Consider the following 19,765-nt stretch of genomic DNA (forward strand, 5'->3'; position numbering starts at 1 on the left):
TGGTTCTATGCTCCGCTGGTGCTTGCCGGGATTTGTACGGCGTCGAGACGATTGGTCGTGGCGTTCGTGCGGCCACCGCACCCCAAGGAAGGAAACACTCCGATATGACCACAGAGGCCTACATCTACGAGGCCATCCGCACTCCGCGCGGCCGCGGCAAGAAGAACGGCTCGCTGCACTCGGTCAAGCCGATCGATCTGACTGTTGGTCTGATCCAGGAGCTGCGTGGCCGCTTCCCGAACCTCGACGAGGACCAGATCTCGGACCTGATCCTCGGCGTCGTCGCGCCGGTGGGTGACCAGGGCGCCGATATCGCCCGCACCGCCGTGACCGTGGCGGGCCTGCCCGACACCGTCGGCGGCTTCCAGCTCAACCGGTTCTGTGCCTCCGGTCTCGAGGCCGTGAACCTGGCTGCGCAGAAGGTTCGCTCCGGCTTCGACGATCTCGTCATCGCCGGCGGCGTCGAGTCGATGTCGCGCGTCCCGATGGGCTCCGACGGCGGCGCCTGGGCGATGGACCCGGCGACCAACTACGACTCCTACTTCGTGCCCCAGGGTGTCTCGGCCGACCTGATCGCCACCATCGAGGGCTTCTCCCGCGACGATGTCGACGCCTACGCCGTGCGCTCGCAGGAGCTGGCCGCCGCCGCGACCACCGGTGGGTACTTCGCCAAGTCGATCGTTCCGGTCAAGGACCAGAACGGCCTCATCGTGCTCGACAACGACGAGCACATGCGTCCCGGCACCACCGCCGCCGACCTCGGCAAGCTCAACCCCTCCTTCGCCGGCATCGGCGAGATGGGTGGCTTCGACGCCGTCGCGCTGCAGAAGTTCACCTACATCGAGAAGATCAACCACGTCCACCACGGCGGCAACAGCTCGGGCATCGTCGACGGCGCCGCCCTGGTGCTGGTCGGCTCCGAGGAAGCGGGCAAGAACTCGGGTCTGACCCCGCGTGCCCGCGTCGTCGCGACCGCCACCTCCGGCGCGGACTCCACGATCATGCTGACCGGCCCGACCCCCGCCGCCAAGAAGGCGCTGGCCAAGGCCGGTCTGACGATCGAGGACATGGACCTCGTCGAGATCAACGAGGCCTTCGCCTCCGTGGTGCTGAAGTTCCAGAAGGACCTGAACGTCCCGGACGAGAAGCTGAACGTCAACGGTGGCGCGATCGCGATGGGCCACCCGCTGGGTGCCACCGGCGCGATGATCACCGGCACCATGATCGACGAACTCGAGCGTCGCAACGCGCGCTACGCGCTGATCACTCTGTGCATCGGTGGCGGCATGGGCGTTGCCACCATCATCGAGCGCGTCTGATCCCCGGCCGAAACTTCTCATAGGAGAGAACGAAAAACTATGACTGACAACATCATCGGCTGGGAGAAGGACGCCGACGGCGTGGTCGTCCTCACCATCGACGACCCCAGCCAGGGCGCCAACACCATGAACGACGCGTACATCACCTCGATGGCCGCGACCGTGGACCGCCTGGAGGCCGAGAAGGACGACATCACCGGTGTCGTGCTCACCTCCGGCAAGAAGACCTTCTTCGCCGGCGGCGATCTGAAGAACATGATGCAGGTCGGCCCGGACAACGCGGCCGACGTCATGAAGATGCTCGACGACGTCAAGGGCCCGCTGCGCCGCCTCGAGCAGCTCGGCAAGCCCGTCGTCGCCGCCATCAACGGTGCCGCCCTCGGTGGTGGCCTGGAGATCGCGCTGGCCACCCACTACCGCGTCGCCGCGGATGTGAAGGGCGTCGTCATCGGCCTGCCCGAGGTCAGCCTCGGCCTGCTGCCCGCCGGCGGCGGTGTGATCCGCACCGTGCGCATGCTCGGCCTGCAGAACGCGCTGATGCAGGTGCTGCTGCAGGGCCAGCGTCACCGCGTGTCCAAGGCCAAGGAAATCGGCCTGATCAACGAGGTCGTCGGCTCGATCGAGGAGCTGGTTCCCGCCGCCAAGGCGTGGATCGCGGCCAACCCCGATGCCGCGCAGCCGTGGGACAAGAAGGGCTTCAAGATCCCCGGTGGCGCCCCGGCGTCTCCGGCGATCGCGGCGAACCTGCCCGCGTTCCCGGCCAACCTGCGCAAGCAGATCAAGGGCGCCAACATGCCCGCCCCGCGCGCCATCATGTCCGTGGCGGTCGAGGGCGCGCAGGTCGACATCGACAACGCGTCGCTGATCGAGTCGCGCTACTTCACCGGTCTGCTGACCGGTCCGGTCGCGAAGAACATGATCCAGGCGTTCTTCTTCGACCTCAACCACATCAACGGTGGCGGCTCGCGTCCGTCCGTCGCGGATGTGCCCAAGCGTGAGATCAAGAAGATCGGCGTCATCGGCGCGGGCATGATGGGCGCGGGCATCGCCTACGTCTCGGCCAAGGCCGGCTACGAGGTCGTGCTCAAGGACGTCGAGCTCGCCAACGCCGTCAAGGGCAAGGGCTACGCCGAGGCCATCGAGGCCAAGGCACTCTCGCGTGGCAAGACCACCCAGGAGAAGTCCGACGCGCTGCTGGCCCGTATCACCCCGTCCGCCGACGCGGCCGACTTCAAGGGTGTCGACTTCGTCATCGAGGCCGTGTTCGAGAACCCGGACCTCAAGAACAAGGTCTTCCAGGAGATCGAGGACATCGTCGACGCCGATGCCCTGCTCGGCTCGAACACCTCCACCCTGCCGATCACCCTGCTCGCCGACGGTGTGAAGCGCTCCGAGGACTTCATCGGTATCCACTTCTTCTCCCCCGTGGACAAGATGCCGCTGGTGGAGATCATCAAGGGCGAGAAGACCTCCGACGAGGCGCTGGCCCGGGTGTACGACTACACCCTCGCCATCAAGAAGACCCCGATCGTCGTCAACGACAGCCGCGGCTTCTTCACCTCGCGCGTGATCGGCACCTTCATCAACGAGGCCATCTCGATGGTCGCCGAGGGTATCGACCCGGCCACGGTCGAGCAGGCCGGTCTGCAGGCGGGCTACCCGGCCGCGCCGCTGAAGCTCAGCGACGAGCTGAACTTCACCACCATGCAGAAGATCTACAAGGAGACCTCCGAGGCCATCCTCGCTGCCGGTGGCGAGCTCAATGCCGCGTCCGCGAAGACCGCCGAGGTCCTCAACACCCTGATCGACAAGTACGACCGCAAGGGCAAGCTGGGCGGCGCGGGCTTCTACGAGTACGTCGACGGCAAGGCCACCGGCCTGTGGGACGAGCTGCGCGAGATCTTCAGCTCGAGCCGTGAGCTCCCGGAGGGTGTCACCTTCCAGGACCTCAAGGACCGGATGATGTTCGCCGAGTCCATCGAGACCCAGAAGTGCTTCGACGAAGGCGTGCTCACCAGCACCGCCGACGCGAACATCGGCTCGATCTTCGGCATCGGCTTCCCGGCCTGGTCGGGTGGCTCGCACCAGTTCATCGTCGGCTACCCCGGTGGCCAGGAGGCCTTCGTGGCCCGCGCCGACGAGCTGGCCGCGAAGTTCGGCCCGCGTTTCGAGGTTCCGGCCTCGCTGCGCAAGTAAGTCGGTAGTTCCGGTTTCGGCCGGATCCGGACGCCCGTCACCTCGCTGAGGTGGCGGGCGTTCGCCGTTGACAGCGGCTCGGCGTAGCCCTGCGGAGGTCCGACAGTTCGGATGGCGTTCACCTGGGGGTGTGCTGGGGTGGATAGCTTGTCGTTCATGGGACATCGCGTGGCCGCAGTGGTGCTGGGAATCGTCGTCGCGGGGGGCGTGGTGCCGGATGCGGGTGCTGAGGCCGGTGGGGTGCGGGTATTGGGGGAGCAGGTGGTCGGGCACGATCTCGAATTCGACGCCACGGTGGTCGGGGGGCTGTCGGGCATCGATTACCTGCCCGGCAGTGGGGAATTCGTCTTGATCAGCGACGACCGGTCGGAGAAGGGACCTGCGCGGCTGTACACGGCTCGAATTCCGTTGGGGGAGAACGGGATCGGTCCCGTGAACTTCGTCGGTACGAAGCCGCTGCTGCGGCCCGACGGGAGTGTGTATCCCCCGAAATCGGTGGATCCGGAGGATATTCGGGTCGATCCGTGGACGGGGGACTATTTCTGGACGCAGGAGGGAGAGCGCGCCGGTGGGGTGCTCGCCGATCCGTCGGTGCGGGTAGCTCGCGCGGACGGGGGGTTCGTCGCGGAGTTGCCGATTCCGGAAAACGAACGGATGCGCCCCGATTCGGGGCCGCGGCAGAATCAGGCGCTCGAAGGGGCGACGTTCGCGGCGGGCGGCGCGTTGTTCGTGACCGCGATGGAGGGGCCGCTGCTCCAGGACGGGCCCGGCGCGACCACGACGGCGGGGGCGACGACGCGCATCACCGTGCAGGCCAGGTTCGGGCCGGTGCTGGCCCAGTACGCCTATCCGCTGGAGCCGGTATTCGCCGAGTCCCGGCCCGAGGCGGGGCAGGCCAGCAACGGTGTGACCGCGATTCTCGCCGACGACACGCTCGATCCGACTCGATTCCTGGTGGTCGAACGGGCTTTCGCCAAGGGTGTGGGAAATCGGGTGCGGATCTTCGAGATCAACACCGCCTCCGCGAGCACTGTGCTCGACGCACCGATCTCGGGTGCTCGCCCGGTCACGAAGCGGCTGGTCGCCGACCTCGCCGATCTCGGGATCGAGGCGGTCGACAACATCGAGGCGATGACGTGGGGCCCGCGCCTGCCTTCGGGTGAACGCACGTTGGTGCTGGTCGCGGACAACAACTTCGCGTCGGAACAGCGCACCCAGTTGATCGCGCTCGCTGTGCGCTGAATTCCGGTTCGGACAACCGTTGCCGCCACAGCGTCGAATCTCCACCCGATAGATGCCGGATCGCGCTAGCTTGGATATGTGCGGTGTTGCCGGTGACGGCCCGCATACCGACCGAAACGCCGGTGACGCCGATGGTGAGAGGTGGTCACATGGATCCGGAGCAGACGCGTATGCAGCGCGGGCCTGCCGAGGCGGCGCCGGTGGGGCTGAATACGCAGCGGACGTTGGCGCCGGGGGTGCCCGACGAAGCCGTGATCGCCGAACTCGATGCCATGGGGCTCACGGGCGCCAAGGAGATCGGGCGCGGCGGGTTCGGTGTGGTGTACCGGGCATTGCAGCCTGCGCTGGATCGCGTGGTCGCGGTGAAGGTGCTGTCCTCGGAGATCGACGTGGAGAGCCGGGAGCGGTTCCTGCGCGAGGAACAGGCGATGGGCAGGCTGTCGGGTCACCCGAATATCGTCGACATCCTGCAGGTGGACGTGACCGAGACCGGGCTGCCGCTGATCGTGATGCCGTACTGCTCGCGTGGCTCACTCGAACGGCTCATCCACGATCGCGGCCCGCTGACCTGGTCGGATACCCTGCGCGCCGGGGTGAAACTGGCGGCGGCGATCGAGTCGGCGCATCGGGCGGGCATCCTGCACCGGGATGTGAAACCGGCGAACGTGCTGATCAGTGGCTACGGCGAACCGCAACTCACCGACTTCGGCATCGCCCGCATCCCCGGCGGTTTCCAGACGTCGAGCAGCCTGATCACCGGCTCGCCCGCGTTCACCGCGCCGGAGGTACTCAAAGGCAACGAACCGACCGTGCGGTCGGATATCTACGGCCTCGGCGCGACCCTGTTCGCCCTGCTCACCGGCCATGCCGCGTTCGAGCGCCACGCGGGGGAGAAGGTGGTCGCCCAGTTCTTGCGCATCACCACCCAGAACGTCCCCGACCTGCGTGCCCAGGACATCCCCGGTGACGTGGCGGAGGTGATCGAACGGGCCATGTCCCCCGAGCCCGCCGACCGTCCGGCCTCGGCCTACGAGTTCGGCGAGATGCTGCGCGACGTCCAGCGCGCGCATGGCCAGATGCCCGACGAAATGGCGTTGCTCGACTCCGAGGAGACCACCGACGACGCCCCGGAGGTGCTGAAGTCGGTCACCGGCCGCCGCAGCTGGCCGCTGACCCTGCAGCCCGCGGGCGCCTCGGTACCCATGCCGAGCTCGACGACCGGCACCTTTCCGCCGACCGCCGCCACCAAATTCCGCCCGCCCACGCCTGCGCGCGAGCCCTTCCCCCGCCAGCGTCTGCTCGACGTGCTGCGTGAGGGCGGCGCGCGCCGACTCGCCCTGATCCACGCGCCCGCCGGTTTCGGCAAGAGCACCATCGCCACGCAGTGGCGCGCTGACCTGGCCACCCGCGATATCCCGGTGGCCTGGCTCGGCGTCGACCAGGACGACGACAGCGAGATCTGGTTCCTGGCCCACCTCATCCATGCGATCCGCCGCGTGCGCCCCGACGTCGGCGCGGGCCTGGAACAGGTGCTGGAGGAGCGTCCCGCCGACGCCGTCGCCTACGTGATCGCCACGCTGATCGATGAGATCCACGCCAGCGGGCAACCGGTGGTCGTGGTGGTCGACGACTGGCACCGGGTGCGCGATCCCGGCGTGCAACGGGCGATGGCGACCCTGCTCGACAACGGCTGCCACCACGTGCGGTTCGTCATCACCAGTCGCGATCAGTCCGGCCTGCCGATCAGCAGGTTGCGGGTGCGCGACGAACTGGTGGAGCTGGACGCCGCCGCCCTGCGGCTCACCGAATCGGAGACTCGTCAGATCCTGGTGGAACGCAACGGGTTCGCGCTCACCGACGAGCAGATCGAGCAGATCCACCTCGCGACCGACGGCTGGCCCGCCGCGATCCAGCTGGTGAGCCTGACGCTGCGCGGTAAGGCCGATCCCACGCAGCTGCTCGCCTCGCTCGCCGAGGGCGGGCACGGGATGCGGGAGTACCTGGCCGAGAACGTGCTCGACGCGCTGGCGCCGGAGCAACTGGAGTTCCTGATGGCGATCTCGGTGGTCGAGCGGGTGAACGGCTCCCTGGCCGGCGTGCTCGCCGACGTCGCCGACGGCGCCGCGATGCTGGCCCAGGCCGAACAGCGTGAACTGTTCCTGCATCGGATCCAGCACGATCCGGAGTGGTATCGCATGCAGCCGCTGTTCGCCGAGCATCTACGCGCCCGGCTCGATCGCGAACATCCCGGGCGTTCGAAAACACTGCACCGCAAGGCCGCGCGCTGGTACGCCGAGCATCAACTGTTGCGCAAGTCGGTGGACCACGCACTGGCCGCGACCGATCTCAAGCTCGCCGCCGACCTGCTCGAAAGCGGCGGCATGGACCTGATCGACGGGTCCCGGCTCGGCACCCTGCTCGGCACCGTCTCGAAACTGCCCGTGCAGCAGGTGACGTCACGGTCGAAGCTGTTGATGGCGGTGGCGAGGGCGAATATGAACATGCAGCAGACCGGGACCGCCCGCAGCGCGCTCGGCAGGCTCTCGAACCTGCTGGCCCGCGGCGCGCCCGGTGCGCCGGAACTGACCGAACAGCGTTGTGTGGCAACGGTGCTCGACGCCGCCGATCGGGTGGCCCACGATGACATCGCCGAGGTGGCCGACAGCCTGGCCGGCATTCTGGAAGAGCCCGGAGACCTGCCCGCCTGGACGGTGTCGACCGCCGCCAATCTGATGTCGTTCGTGCGGCTGTGCGAGTTCGACTTCGACGCGGTGACCGACCTCCAGAACTGGGCCGCCGACTATCACACGCAGTCGAAGGACCCGCTCGGTCCGGTCTTCGGTCTCTGCGCGTTGGGCGACGCCGCCTACGAGCAACTCGACATCGCCGCCGCTACCACCGCTTTCGAGCAGGCCTACGAGACCGCCCGCACCAGGGCGGGTCCGCGCTCGGACGCCGCACGCATCGCGGCCGCGCTGCTCGGCGATCTGGCCTATCGCCGAGGCGATCTGGCGCTGGCCGATCGGCTCCTCGACGAGAGCCACGAGCTGGTCACCCGGGTCGGTCCCGTCGACTTCCTGATCGCGACCTTCGTGACCGGGGCCAGGGTGAAGGCCGCGCTCGGCGACCAGTACACGGCCTCGGCGCGGCTCGACGAGGGCGCGCGGGTGGCCGCGGAGAACGGGTTGGCCCGCCTGGATGCCCAGGTGCGGGCCGAACGGTCCAGGCTCGGCTTCCCCACCGGCGACGACGCCTTCGTTCCCGACGCCTCCGGTAACGGTGCGCGGCGCAAGAAGGGCGCTGCCGCGCTGATCACCGAGGCGCGCGCCATCGCCGACATCCGGATCCTGCTGGCCGAACAACGGTTGCGCGCCGATGATCGAGCCGCTCGCCATGCCAGGGTGATCTACGCGAGAACGCTCGAACAAGGCCGTCCCCGCGCGGAATTGGACGCGACCTTGCTGCTCGCCGAATGCCTCGCGTCGGCGGGATGGGTCGGGGAGGCGACCGGGCTGGTGCTGCCGGTCCTGCGCACCTGCGCCGAACTGGGCTGGAGCAGACCACTGCTGGACGCGGGCCCGGGAGTGGTCGGCCTGCTGCACGTGTTGCGCACGCAATCCCATGACGGGCAGGACCATCCGATCCTGCAGAACCTGCCCGGTCACTTCCTCGACGAACTGCTGTAATACTGGCGGCCGGCGCCGCGGTTCGGCAAACGCTACGGCTGCCACCACGGACGCAACGGGACATCCCAGGTGCCGTTCGCGTCGAGCTTCACACCGAGCACATGGTGCAGCTGGATCACATTGCGCTGGAAGCCGAGTCGACAGCCCGCCATGTACAGCCCCCACACCTTCGCGGTGCCCTCGCCGACCTCGGCGACGGCCGCGTCCCAATTGGTGACGAGGTTCTTGCACCATTCGTGCAGCGTCAGCGCGTAGTGCTCGCGCAGGTTCTCCTCGTGCAGCACTTCGAGGCCGACGTTCTGGATATCGGAGATGATGCGGCCGGAACCGATCAGCTCCCCGTCGGGGAAGACGTAGCGGTCGATGAAGTCGCCCGCCTTGGTGGTGCGGGTGTTGTCGTGGCGGGTGATGCAGTGATTGAGGAACAGCCCGCCCACCCGCAGCTTGTCCTTGATGTAGCCGAAGTAGAACGGGTAGTTGTGCACGCCGATGTGTTCGGTGAGGCCGATCGAGGAGACGGCGTCGAATTCGCCCTCGGGGATGTCGCGGTAGTCGCTGTGCCTGACCTCGGCGAGCTCGCCCAGACCTTCCTCGGCGATCTTCTGCTGCGCCCAGGCGGCCTGTTCGGCCGACAGGGTCGCCCCGATCACCTTCACGCCGCGGCGTGCCGCGTAGCGGACCATGCCGCCCCAGCCGCAGCCGATGTCGAGCAGCCGGTCGCCTTCCTTCAGGCGCAGCTTCTCGAAGATCAGGCGGTACTTGTTCTCCTGTGCCTGCTCGAGCGTCCAGTTCTCGTCGCCGTACACCGCACAGGTGTAGGTCATCGACGAGCCCAGGACGTACTCGTAGAACTTGTTGGAGACGTCGTAATGGTGGTGGATCGCCTCGGCATCGCGAGTCTTGGAGTGGCGCAAGCCTTCCAGCGCGATCCGGCGCCAGCGCGGCAGCGTCTCCTGCGGCGGAGGCGCGATCGGCTTGAGCCGCTCCCACCCCAGCGAGCGGGCGATGGTCACCAGTGACAATGCCGAAGGACGATGGAACTTCATGTCCTGCATGGCTTTCAAGATGTCGTACGGGTCGCCCGGATGCACCCCCTCGGCGATCATGTCCCCGGCGATGTAGGCCCGCGCCATCCCGAGGTCGCCGGGGGCGCCCGCCAGGTAGTTGATGCCGCGTGGGGTCTTGATGTCGAGGGTGTAGGGCGCGTTCTCCGGGCCGGTCGCGCTGCCGTCGTAGGCGGTCACGCGCACGGGGATCTCGCCGTCTACGAGGCTTTCGACGACCTCGGCGATGTTGAGCCGGGTCCCCAGCTCTGCCAATACCTCGGATCGGTCCTTGAATGTCGTCACTTGCGTTGCACCGCCTTCGAATACAGATTCAGCAGTCGTTGGTCCGGGTCGTAACGGGTCTTCAGTTCGATATAGGTGTCGCCGCCGTAGAGCTCGGCGAACTCGGCCTCGTCGTAGTAGGAGTCCGAGTAGAGCGATTTGTGTCCGTCGAACGCGGACACGATCTTCTCGATGGCGCGGTTGGCCGCCCCTTCCGGTTGACCTCGCTCGGTCGGCACCGCCGACCAGAATCCGACATTGACGTAGGTGCGCTGTGGCTCGAGCGGATACAGCGGCCACGGACGCGCGCCGTCCGTGGCCGGCGCGTCGTCGAGCGCACGCAAGCGCAATGGGCACAACCAGATCGGCTCGATCGGTATTTCCCGCAGGAACCATTCGACGAAGTCGGCGGTGTGTTGCACCGGTACCTCGATGTCCTGCACGACGCGTTCCTGCGGGGGATTGCCCTTGCGGGCCTGCCGCCGATCATCGATGTGGTACTTGCGATCGAGCGCGACCAGCTTCCAGTAGAAACTGCTGCGGCGCTTCGACTTCGGCCAGAGTCGGCGGATCTTCGGATTCTGGGCGCCGAACGCGCGTGAGCACCAGAACCAGTCGGTGTCCCAGCGCCACAGGTAGTCGTGGATGGTGAGCCGGTCGCGGGTGACGCCGTCGGGGTGCTGCAGGGAGCGGTAGAAGATGTCCATCCCGGTGTAATCGCTGACCGGGCCCGGTTCCTCGGTCTGGCGACCCAGCGTCAGATAGCTCTCGTCCGCGCTGAACACCACGCCGTCGATGTAGTCGACGTCTTCGCCCTCGAAGCGGCGTTCGATGACGATCCGGTCGAGTTCGGCTTCCAGTTCGCGCAGGTCGTGGAAGCGCACGTGCCGCAGTTCCACGAACGGCAGGACGGGTTCGAGCTCGATCTTCAGCCGGACGGAGTAGCCGAGAGTGCCGTAGGAGTTGGGGAACCCGTGGAACAGGTCGGCGTGTTCGCCGGTGGGCGTCGCGGTGACGATCTCGCCGGAGCCGGTCAAAATGTCCATCTCCAGGACGGATTCGTGGGGCAGACCGTTGCGGAACGAGGTCGATTCGATGCCGAGGCCGGTCACCGCGCCGCCCAGGGTGATGGTCTTGAGCTGGGGCACCACCAGCGGCGCCAGGCCGTAGGGGAGGGTGGCCGCCACCAGGTCCTCGTAGGTGGTCATGCCCGCGACGTCGGCCGTGCGGGCTTGCGGGTCCACCGCGATCACCCGCCCGAGGCCGGACACGTCGAGACCGGGCGCGGTGGTTGCCGCCCTGGCCCGGAACAAGTTCGATGTCTTCTTCGCCAGTCTGACTACGGCACCGGGTGGAATGGCGCGATAGCTTTCCAGCAGTCGCTCCACACCCGCCCGATGCGCGGCATATCCGGACTCGCGTGTGGCCGGTTCGTGACCAGCCCTACCCAAAAGACTCACTGCCACCCCATTGACGCTAGTACGACCGTGTCCGCCGGGCCACCGGATACTTGCGCGCCGCGACAAAATGTCACGCACATGTTCCCGCACCGCCCCGACCTGGTCGGGTGAACCGGTCGGGGACAGGGCAGGATGTAACACGGTCGAGATATCGCCACACCCCCCAGCAAGGAGTCAACAGTGGGACAGGTCAGCGCCAGCAGTTCGATCGTCGTCGCCGCGGATCCGCAGCGCACGCTCGCAGCGATCGGCGATTACGAGACGATCCGGCCGCGCATTCTTTCCTCGCACTACCGCGACTACAAGGTTGTCGAAGGCGGCAACGGCGCGGGCACCGTGGTGGAGTGGACGCTGCAGGCCACCGAGAAGCGCACGCGCAACGTGCGCGCGACCGTGACGGTGGCGGATTCGGTGCTCACCGAACGCGACGCCAATTCCACCATGGTCAACACCTGGACCGTCACCCCCGACGGCACCGGCTCGAAGGTCACCGTCGAGACCACCTGGAAGGGCGCGGGCGGCATCTCGGGCATCTTCGAGGGCATCTTCGCCCCGCTCGGCCTGAAGAAGATCCAGGCCGAGGTGCTGGGCAACCTCTCGCGCGAACTGGCCTGAGGCTCAGTTCACGGGTCAGTCCTTGCCGATGTCGAAGAGGTTTCCCTCGGGGTCGGCGAGGGTGGTCCACTGGATGCCGTACTCGTCGAAGTCGCCGATGTGCTTGCCGCCCAGGCTGACTGCGCGCTCGATGTAGTCGGCCCACTCGGCTGTGTGGAAATCGAGGTGGACCACATTCTTGCCGGGGGTCTTGTCGGGGACCTGGATGAACATCAGGATCGGGGCGAGGCCGGCGGATCTGCCGACGGTGGCGAAGAACGGCGATGCCTCCGGGTCGACGGGCACGTCGAGCAGTTGCGCGTAGAACTCGGCCTGGGCGGTGGCGTCGTGGCAGTCCATGGTGATGTTCGCCAGGGCGATGGGCATCAGATTTCTCCTTCGGTGATCGGCCAGCACACCTCGGTGCGGTAGTCGGCCTGGTTATCGGTGCTGTCCGGTCCGACGAGGTAGCGCTCGCGGACCGGTTCGTCCGGCAGTGCGGCGCCGTGCTCGGCGACGTGGCTGCCGAGCGCGCCATAGGTGCGGTCGAAGTCTTCGAACGGGCCGTCGTGGACGGCCACGGCGAAGCGGCGGGCCGGGAATTCGACGACGGCGAAGGCGCCGGTGGGGACCAGCTCCGCGCCGGGCGGTAACGGCACGAACGCGGTGACCGCACCGTTGTCGTCGGTGAAGAACTCGTTCGAATAGGTCGCTCCCGCAACACCTCCCGGGTCGATGCCCGACGCGAGCAGGGTCGTGTACAGCTGCTCGAACGCGGTGGCGCACCAGTCGGCGATGTCGACGCGCTCGATCCGGTCGGTGACCGTGAGCGCCGTGAACGCGGGCTCGATCCGGTAGTCGACCTCGATCGGTGACGCGGGTGCGGTGAGCAGGGCACGCAGCGAGACCACCACCTCGCGGGTGCGTTCGAGCGCGGCCTCCATCCTGATCAGGTGCGCCCGCAGGGCGGTGTCCCGCTCGCCGGGATCCGCGGTGGCGAGCACGGTGCGGATCTCCGGGAGCGGCATGTCCAGGTCGCGCAGGCGGCGGATCAGATGGGCCTGCTCCACCTGGTCGGTGGAATATCGGCGATAGCCGGTACCCGCGTCTACCTCGACCGGCTCGAGTAGCTCGATCTCGTGGTAGTACCGCAGCGTCTTGACGCTCAGATGGGTGAGGCGGGCGAACTCTCCGATCGCCACGGTTGCTGTCATGACGTCCAGACAACACCCTCCAGCGGGTGGAGGGTCAACAACGATCAGGCAGGCGTCAGGACGAAGGCGGCGAGCAACGGCCACTCGCCCTCGCGCCACCACGAATAGCCGAACCAGACGCCCGGGGTGACCTCGCGGATCTCGTCGTAGACCTGTGGGGTGGGTGAGGGCGCGTAGTTCAGTGCCCAGGTGGGGGCGCCGTCGAGGATCGACGGTGCCCGATAGACATCGGCCGGGAACGCCTCGATCCCGGCGCCGGTGACCCGGTTGGTCAGTGTGCCGCCGTCGGGCCCGGTGCGGAACACTTTGCCGATCCACAGCGCCGGTGCGGCCGCTCCGAGTTGCGGTGGGCGCGTCACCCAGCCGTTGGTGACGCCGTTCGCCACCGCGCCTGCCTGCGCGTCGCGGTAGATCTGGTCCTGCTGGGTGACACTGCAGCGAAAGCGCAGCGAATCGACGGTCGCCGCACGATTGCCGGGATCGAGTACGCAGCCGTTGCCGTAGTTGGTGATCCCGTCCCCTGGATCGGCCGATACGACGGCGGGCGAGAGAAGGAGCAGGCTAAAGATGGATGCGCTCGAGGCCACGATCGATGCCAGGCGCGCACGGGATGCATTCATCGACTCTCCTAGAGATTGCTGAATCATTGCCCTATCGGCGCTGATCGTATGCCCGAAGTCCCGGCCGAGCCATTCATTCAGCCCCCATTTCCCACGACTAAACTGGCAACGGCACGCGGCCATGCCCCGCACCCGACGTACCCCCACGGTTTTCGGCCGCCTCGCACCCGAGGGGCGAGACGGAACGCCGAAGGCGCAGTATCGTCCCTCGGGTGTGAGGCCCCCAGGGCCGAAAACCCCGCGGCGCCAGCCGCCGAAAATACAGGAGCGTTGTGCAACCCGGTGATGGTCAGTTCGATATGCAGGCACTGCTCGCCCAGGCTCAGCAGATGCAGCAGGCAGTGATGCAGGCGCAGGCCGAGCTCGCCGAGACCGAGGTGGCCGGTCAGGCCGGCGGCGGTCTGGTGCAGGCCACGATCAAGGTCAGCGGCGAGGTGATCGCACTGACGATCGACCCGAAGGTGGTCGATCCGGAGGACGTCGACGGGCTGCAGGATCTGGTCATCGGCGCGATCAACGACGCGATGGCCAACGCGCAGCAGCTCGCGGCCGAGCGCCTCGGCCCGCTGTCACAGGGCCTCGGCGGCGGTTCGATGCCCGGTCTGCCCGACTTCTGATGTATGAGGGGCCGGTTCAGGATCTGATCGACGAGCTGGGCAAACTGCCCGGCGTCGGTCCGAAGAGCGCACAGCGCATCGCTTTTCATCTGCTGCAGGTGGAGCCGCCGGATATCGACCGTCTGCAGGCCGCCCTGCAGAAGGTGCGCGACGGCGTCCAGTTCTGCGTCTCGTGCGGCACCGTCGCCGATGGTGAGCTGTGCCGCATCTGTGCCGACCCACGCCGCGACCGCACGATGATCTGTGTGGTCGAGGAACCCAAGGATGTGCAGGCCATCGAGCGCACCCGCGAGTTCCGTGGTCGCTACCACGTGCTCGGCGGTGCGCTCGATCCGCTCAGCGGCGTCGGGCCCGATCAGTTGCGGATCAGGGAGTTGCTGACCCGCATCGGTAATCAGGAAGACGGCATCGATGTGAGCGAGGTGATCATCGCGACCGACCCGAATACCGAGGGCGAGGCGACGGCCACCTATCTCGTGCGGATGCTGCGCGATTTCCCCGGACTCACCGTCACCCGGTTGGCCTCCGGGCTGCCGATGGGTGGCGATCTGGAATTCGCCGACGAACTGACGCTCGGCCGGGCGCTGTCGGGCAGGCGGACGTTGTAGGGCCGATCAGAGCTCGACGCGGGTCCAGGTGACGCCCTCGCTGGTGGCTGGCTTGCCGTTGGCCCAGTCCCAGATGATGCGGGCGACCTCCGCCGGGTCGTCGAGGGTCGTGCCGAAATGCCGGTCGGGAGCGCCGTCGCGGTATTCGAGGGTGTAGGGGCCGCTCGCATCGCGGTAGGTCTGGATGTAGCGCTGTTCGCCCTGTTCGACGATGAGGTACGGGTTGGGGGCGGCGAGCCCGGCGACCCACTGGTGCGCCAATTCCTCGGTGAGATAAGGGAATTCGCCCGCGCCGCCGTGCGTGACATTGATCGCGATGTGGTCGGCCGGGTCGATGATCCAGGTCAGCTGCGGATCGTAGACGGCGTAGCCGCGCGGGGTGGCGAGGTCGAAGAGCAGGTTGCGGACGAAGCCGATGGCGTCGTACGGCGAGGGGATGTAGAGCGTGTCGCCGCTGGGGCCGCCGACGGATTCGACGCTGAGGAACGAGTCGTCCACCGGCAGTTCGGCGTTGCGCGCGTTCAACTCGGCCGCGATCTCGGCGATCGGTTCGGACTCGGTCAGGCCTTCCTGGGCGGCCAGGTAGGCGTCGATCTCGTCGACAGAGCTGGCGACGCCGGACGGCAGAAGGATGTGGTCGTAGCTCACGCTGTCACTCTAGCGGCTGGCGTCTCAGGCCCCGGTCGGCTATTACCGCGGTGTTTCGAAAGGGGGGCCGGTCGGGAAACTCCGGTTTCGTCGGCCCGCGCGGTGCCGGGGGTATGTGGTCAACTTGGTGAATGGGCATCAAGGTGTCACTCGAACACCGCACGGCATATTCCTTCGATCGTCTCGTCGAGGTGCATCCGCACGAGGTGCGGTTGCGCCCCGCACCGCATTCGCGCACACCGATCGAGGCGTATTCGCTCGAGGTGTCACCGGCTGAGCACTTCGTCAACTGGCAGCAGGACGCGTTCGGCAATTTTGTTGCGCGCCTGGTGTTTCCGAATCCGACGAAGGAGTTGTCGATCACCGTCGGGTTGATCGCCGACCTCGAGGTGGTCAACCCGTTCGACTTCTTCATCGAGGATTACGCCGAGTTCTTCCCGTTCGAGTACGACACCGCACTCGCCGAGGATCTCGGGCCCTATCTGCGGCGCGTCGACGAGGCGGAACCGGGTAGCGGGCCGGGGAAGTTGCTGCGCGACTGGGCGCAGGCGCACCGGCCGCAGGGCCCGACTCGTGCCATCGACTATCTCGTCGAACTCAACTACGCGCTGCGCAATGCGGTCGACTACACCGTGCGCATGGAAGCCGGCGTGCAGACGCCCGACCACACGCTGCGCACCGCGCTCGGATCCTGCCGGGATTCGGCCTGGTTGCTGGTGGGCGTGCTGCGTGAGCTGGGTTTGGCCGCCCGTTTCGTGTCCGGCTACCTGGTCCAGCTCACCTCCGACGTGCCGTCGCTGGACGGTCCGTCCGGCCCGACCGCGGACTTCACCGACCTGCACGCCTGGACCGAGGTGTACCTGCCCGGCGCGGGTTGGGTCGGGATGGATCCCACCTCCGGCCTGTTCGCGGGTGAAGGCCACATTCCGCTCGCCGCCACCCCGCATCCCGGCGCCGCCGCCCCGATCACCGGGGCGACCGGGATCACCGAGGCCAGCCTCGACTTCAGCAATGTGGTTCGCCGGATCCACGAGGACCCGCGAGTCACGCTGCCCTACACCGATTCTCAGTGGGACCGCATCGTCGCCTCCGGTGCCGCGATCGACGCGCGGATGGCCGGGGCCGATGTCGGCCTCACCATGGGCGGCGAGCCGACCTTCGTCTCCATCGACGACCAGGTCAGTGCCCAGTGGACCACCGACGCCGACGGCAGGCACAAGCGTGAGCGCGCCGTCGACCTCGCCGACCGCCTCCGCTCGATCTACGCGCCGACCGGCATCGTGCAGTACCGACAGGGCAAGTGGTATCCCGGAGAACCGTTGCCCCGCTGGGAGATCGCGATCGCCTGGCGGGCCGATGGGGTGCCGATCTGGCAGCGGCAGGACCTGCTCACTGATCCGTGGACGCCGGTTTCGCAGCAGACACCGGCCTCGCGGGGCGCCACCGAAACGGCGGGCGCCAACCCCTCGAACGGATACGCACCGGCCGGTGCCGAGGTCGCGACCGCCGTGGTCGCGCTCGGCCTGGCGGACGAGTCCGGCCCGATCTCGGCCGATGACGTGCCCGCGTCGGTCGACGCGGCATCGGTGCTCGACGAGCGCCCGTCCACGGTCGGCCCTGTCGACATGGTCCCGGTCTTCGACCCGCGTCGTCGGGTCGGTGGTGACGAACTCGCTGCCGCTGTCGTCGCGCTCGGCCTCGCCGACGATGACGACTTCCGACGCGACGGCGAGACGGGTGGTGCCGGTCTGCTCGACGACGATGCCGACCCGGGCGATTTCGCGCAGGAGGCAGAACCTGCCGTCGAGGGTCTCGAAGAGGTGGAGTCCGACGACGGACCGGTGCTGATCGACGAGCCCGTCGAGTTGGTCGCCGCCGAGCATCGCCGCACCGCGGAAAGCCAGCAGGCCTGCGCCGACGCCGGTGGCAAAGATCGCCAGGCGACGAAGGCCGAGGTGCCGAAGCAGGAAGCGAAAGAGTCGGCCGAGGCCGCCGAGAAGGCCACGGACGAACTGCGAAGGATCCTGGGGATAAAGAAGGCTCGCGGCAACAAGGACAGGAGATCCGGGAATGCGCCGCAGACGGCCCACCCGCACATCCAGCTGACCCGCTCCCAGCCGAGCAACTCGGCCGCCGGAGTGATCCACGACCGGGCGCCCGCCGCCGAGATCGGTGCGGCCAAGGCCTTGATCGCCGAGATCGCGGGCACCCTCGGCTTGCCCGATGCGCAGGTGCGGCCCGCGTTCGAGGATCCGTTGGCGCGGTTGGCGGCGACCGTGAGCGCGCCGTACGGCGACCCGCCGCCCGCCGATATCGACCCGACCGAGGACTCGCCGGAGGTGCGGCGGGTATTGCTCGAGAGTTTGGAGGAGTCGGTCGATCAGCCGGCGGCGTATGTGCTGCCGATTCATCGGCGGGCCGACGGCGCGGGCTGGGCCAGTGCCGACTGGCAGCTGCGTCGTGGACGCGAGGAGGGCGGTCGCGGTCGGATCGTGTTGGCCGATGGCGATTCGCCTGCCGGACTTCGTCTTCCGATCGGGTCGGTGTCCTGGCACGCCCCGCCGATCCTGCCCGACAGCGACCCGCTCTACCAGCAACCGCTGCGCGCGGAACGGGTCGAGCCGCCCGCCGCGGTGGAGTCCGCCGATTTCACGCCGACGACCGCGCTGGTCGCCGAGGTCAGGCAGGGGCGGCTGCATGTGTTCCTGCCGCCGGTCACCGAGCTCGACGACTTCCTCGATCTGATCGCCAAGGTCGAGGCGGCGGCGGTGGCGATCGGGCAGCCGGTGGTGCTCGAGGGCTACGCGCCGCCGAGTGACGCCCGGCTGCAGACGTTCTCGGTGACGCCCGACCCCGGCGTGATCGAGGTGAACATCATGCCCACCAGCTCGTTCGCCGAGCAGGCCGAGGTGCTGAACACCCTCTACGAGCAGGCCAGGCTCGCCCGGCTGAGCACCGAATCCTTCGATGTGGACGGCACGCACGGCGGTACCGGCGGCGGCAACCACATCACCCTCGGCGGGGTCACCCCGGCGCGTTCGCCGCTGCTGCGCCGCCCCGACCTGCTGGTTTCCATGCTCACCTACTGGCAGCGCCATCCGGCGCTGTCGTACCTGTTCGCGGGTCGTTTCGTCGGTCCCACCTCGCAGGCGCCCCGCGCGGACGAGGGTCGTGAAGGCGCGCTCTACGAACTCGAGATCGCCTTCGCCGAGGTCGCCCGGCTCACCGCCGAGCAAGCCCCCGGTCCGACGCCCTACGAAATCCAGTCGGCCCCTTGGCATATCGATCGCGCGCTGCGGCATCTGCTCACCGATCTCACCGGCAACACCCACCGCGCAGAGTTCTGCATCGACAAGCTGTACAGCCCCGACTCGGCCCGCGGCCGACTCGGACTGCTGGAGCTGCGCGGCTTCGAGATGCCGCCGCATTTCCAGATGGCGATGGTGCAGTCGCTGCTGGTACGCGGCCTGGTCGCGATGTTCTGGGACAAGCCGCTGCGCGCGCCGCTGATCCGCCACGGGTCCAACCTGCACGGTCGCTATCTGCTGCCGCACTTCCTGATGAACGACATCGCCGAGGTGGCCGCCGACCTGCGCGCGGCGGGCGTGGACTTCGACACCGCCTGGCTCGACCCGTTCACCGAGTTCCGCTTCCCCCGCATCGGCACCGCCATGATCGGTGAGGCGGAGCTGGAACTGCGCGGCGCGATCGAACCGTGGCTCACCCTCGGCGAGCAGACCACCGGCCAGGGCACCGCTCGCTACGTCGACTCCTCGGTGGAACGGTTGCAGGTGCGGTTGGTCGGCGCCGACCGCGGCCGCTACGTCCTGACCTGCAACGGCATGCCGGTACCGCTGCTGGCCACCGACAAATCCGATGTGCAGGTGGCGGGCGTGCGCTACCGCGCCTGGCAGCCGCCGAACTCCCTGCACCCCTCGATCACCGTCGACGCACCCCTGGTGTTCGACCTGGTCGACGTCGCGACGGGCATCTCCCGCGGTGGCTGCACCTACCACGTCGTGCACCCCGGCGGCCGGGCCTACGACGACGCTCCGGTCAACGCCGTCGCGGCTCAGTCGCGCCGCAATCGCCGTTTCGAGGCCGCCGGCCATACGGTGAACCCGATGGATCCCGCCGAACTCCGTGCGAAGATCTCGGCACAGTCGACCGATGTCGGAGCACCAGGCATCCTTGACCTACGCCGCGCGCGAACCGTGTGGGGTACCTAAGTCG

General features: G+C 67.8%; 14 protein-coding genes. 8 read left to right on the forward strand and 6 right to left on the reverse strand.

Annotated elements, in window-relative coordinates; translation table 11 throughout:
- The first annotated feature begins 104 nt into the window (after positions 1-104).
- The 4 genes from QX204_RS33525 to QX204_RS33540 all read left to right on the forward strand — a co-directional run bounded on the left by QX204_RS33525 (position 105) and on the right by QX204_RS33540 (position 8,443).
- On the forward strand, positions 105-1,319 hold the full coding sequence (locus QX204_RS33525) for an acetyl-CoA C-acetyltransferase (RefSeq protein WP_301904464.1): 1,215 nt from the start codon (positions 105-107) through the stop codon (positions 1,317-1,319).
- A gap of 39 nt (positions 1,320-1,358) precedes the next feature.
- Entirely contained in the window at positions 1,359-3,515 is a 2,157-nt protein-coding gene (locus tag QX204_RS33530) for a 3-hydroxyacyl-CoA dehydrogenase NAD-binding domain-containing protein (protein ID WP_301904465.1), read from the forward strand.
- Positions 3,516-3,671: 156 nt separating this feature from the next.
- Entirely contained in the window at positions 3,672-4,757 is a 1,086-nt protein-coding gene (locus QX204_RS33535) for an esterase-like activity of phytase family protein (protein WP_301904466.1), read from the forward strand.
- A gap of 149 nt (positions 4,758-4,906) precedes the next feature.
- Positions 4,907-8,443 carry a serine/threonine-protein kinase gene (locus QX204_RS33540; RefSeq protein WP_301904467.1) on the forward strand — a complete coding sequence of 1,179 codons (3,537 nt, stop codon included), beginning with the start codon at positions 4,907-4,909 and terminating at the stop codon, positions 8,441-8,443.
- A gap of 32 nt (positions 8,444-8,475) precedes the next feature.
- Here QX204_RS33540 and QX204_RS33545 read toward each other — a convergent pair whose 3' ends face one another.
- Both QX204_RS33545 and QX204_RS33550 read right to left on the reverse strand, forming a co-directional pair.
- Positions 8,476-9,792, reverse strand: coding sequence for a class I SAM-dependent methyltransferase (locus QX204_RS33545; RefSeq protein ID WP_301904468.1), 1,317 nt, complete (start codon positions 9,790-9,792; stop codon positions 8,476-8,478).
- Positions 9,789-11,231: an FAD-binding oxidoreductase gene (locus tag QX204_RS33550; protein ID WP_301908202.1), complete on the reverse strand. Its 1,443-nt coding sequence runs from the start codon at positions 11,229-11,231 to the stop codon at positions 9,789-9,791. The genes QX204_RS33545 and QX204_RS33550 overlap by 4 nt, the downstream gene beginning before the upstream one ends.
- Positions 11,232-11,411: 180 nt before the next feature.
- Here QX204_RS33550 and QX204_RS33555 point away from each other — a divergent pair, with 180 nt between their 5' ends.
- Positions 11,412-11,846, forward strand: coding sequence for an SRPBCC family protein (locus QX204_RS33555; RefSeq protein WP_301904469.1), 435 nt, complete (start codon positions 11,412-11,414; stop codon positions 11,844-11,846).
- Positions 11,847-11,861: 15 nt separating this feature from the next.
- Here the strand turns inward: QX204_RS33555 and QX204_RS33560 are convergent, their stop codons facing one another.
- From QX204_RS33560 to QX204_RS33570, 3 genes are read right to left on the reverse strand one after another with little or no spacing between them, the layout of a single operon-like run.
- The gene (locus tag QX204_RS33560) at positions 11,862-12,212 is read right to left on the reverse strand and encodes a VOC family protein (protein WP_301904470.1); all 351 of its coding nucleotides are present in this window, start codon (positions 12,210-12,212) and stop codon (positions 11,862-11,864) included.
- Positions 12,212-13,039, reverse strand: coding sequence for a MerR family transcriptional regulator (locus QX204_RS33565; RefSeq protein WP_301904471.1), 828 nt, complete (start codon positions 13,037-13,039; stop codon positions 12,212-12,214). The genes QX204_RS33560 and QX204_RS33565 overlap by 1 nt, the downstream gene beginning before the upstream one ends.
- 44 nt (positions 13,040-13,083) lie before the next feature.
- Positions 13,084-13,659: a hypothetical protein gene (locus QX204_RS33570; protein ID WP_301904472.1), complete on the reverse strand. Its 576-nt coding sequence runs from the start codon at positions 13,657-13,659 to the stop codon at positions 13,084-13,086.
- Between the two features lie 272 nt (positions 13,660-13,931).
- Here QX204_RS33570 and QX204_RS33575 point away from each other — a divergent pair, with 272 nt between their 5' ends.
- Positions 13,932-14,276 (forward strand): YbaB/EbfC family nucleoid-associated protein, encoded by a 345-nt coding sequence (locus QX204_RS33575; RefSeq protein WP_194825477.1) that lies wholly within the window; start codon positions 13,932-13,934, stop codon positions 14,274-14,276.
- Complete coding sequence (gene recR, locus QX204_RS33580) at positions 14,276-14,884, forward strand: recombination mediator RecR (RefSeq protein ID WP_056822003.1); 609 nt, start codon at positions 14,276-14,278, stop codon at positions 14,882-14,884. The genes QX204_RS33575 and recR overlap by 1 nt, the downstream gene beginning before the upstream one ends.
- A 6-nt stretch (positions 14,885-14,890) precedes the next feature.
- Here the strand turns inward: recR and QX204_RS33585 are convergent, their stop codons facing one another.
- On the reverse strand, positions 14,891-15,532 hold the full coding sequence (locus tag QX204_RS33585; protein WP_301904475.1) for a hypothetical protein: 642 nt from the start codon (positions 15,530-15,532) through the stop codon (positions 14,891-14,893).
- A gap of 131 nt (positions 15,533-15,663) precedes the next feature.
- Here QX204_RS33585 and QX204_RS33590 point away from each other — a divergent pair, with 131 nt between their 5' ends.
- A complete protein-coding gene (locus QX204_RS33590; protein WP_301904476.1) occupies positions 15,664-19,761 on the forward strand; it encodes a transglutaminase family protein in 4,098 nt (1,365 codons plus the stop codon).
- Positions 19,762-19,765: the final 4 nt, after the last annotated feature.

The organism is Nocardia sp. PE-7, assembly GCF_030486425.1.
Taxonomy (GTDB): Bacteria; Actinomycetota; Actinomycetes; order Mycobacteriales; family Mycobacteriaceae; genus Nocardia; species Nocardia salmonicida_A.

Coding starts and splice junctions, on each gene's coding strand:
- QX204_RS33525 (WP_301904464.1), top strand. CDS start 105: ATGACCACAGAGGCCTACATCTACGAGGCCATCCGCACTCCGCGCGGC.
- QX204_RS33530 (WP_301904465.1), top strand. CDS start 1,359: ATGACTGACAACATCATCGGCTGGGAGAAGGACGCCGACGGCGTGGTC.
- QX204_RS33535 (WP_301904466.1), top strand. CDS start 3,672: ATGGGACATCGCGTGGCCGCAGTGGTGCTGGGAATCGTCGTCGCGGGG.
- QX204_RS33540 (WP_301904467.1), top strand. CDS start 4,907: ATGGATCCGGAGCAGACGCGTATGCAGCGCGGGCCTGCCGAGGCGGCG.
- QX204_RS33560 (WP_301904470.1), bottom strand. CDS start 12,212: ATGCCCATCGCCCTGGCGAACATCACCATGGACTGCCACGACGCCACC.
- QX204_RS33565 (WP_301904471.1), bottom strand. CDS start 13,039: ATGACAGCAACCGTGGCGATCGGAGAGTTCGCCCGCCTCACCCATCTG.
- QX204_RS33570 (WP_301904472.1), bottom strand. CDS start 13,659: ATGAATGCATCCCGTGCGCGCCTGGCATCGATCGTGGCCTCGAGCGCA.
- recR (WP_056822003.1), top strand. CDS start 14,276: ATGTATGAGGGGCCGGTTCAGGATCTGATCGACGAGCTGGGCAAACTG.
- QX204_RS33590 (WP_301904476.1), top strand. CDS start 15,664: ATGGGCATCAAGGTGTCACTCGAACACCGCACGGCATATTCCTTCGAT.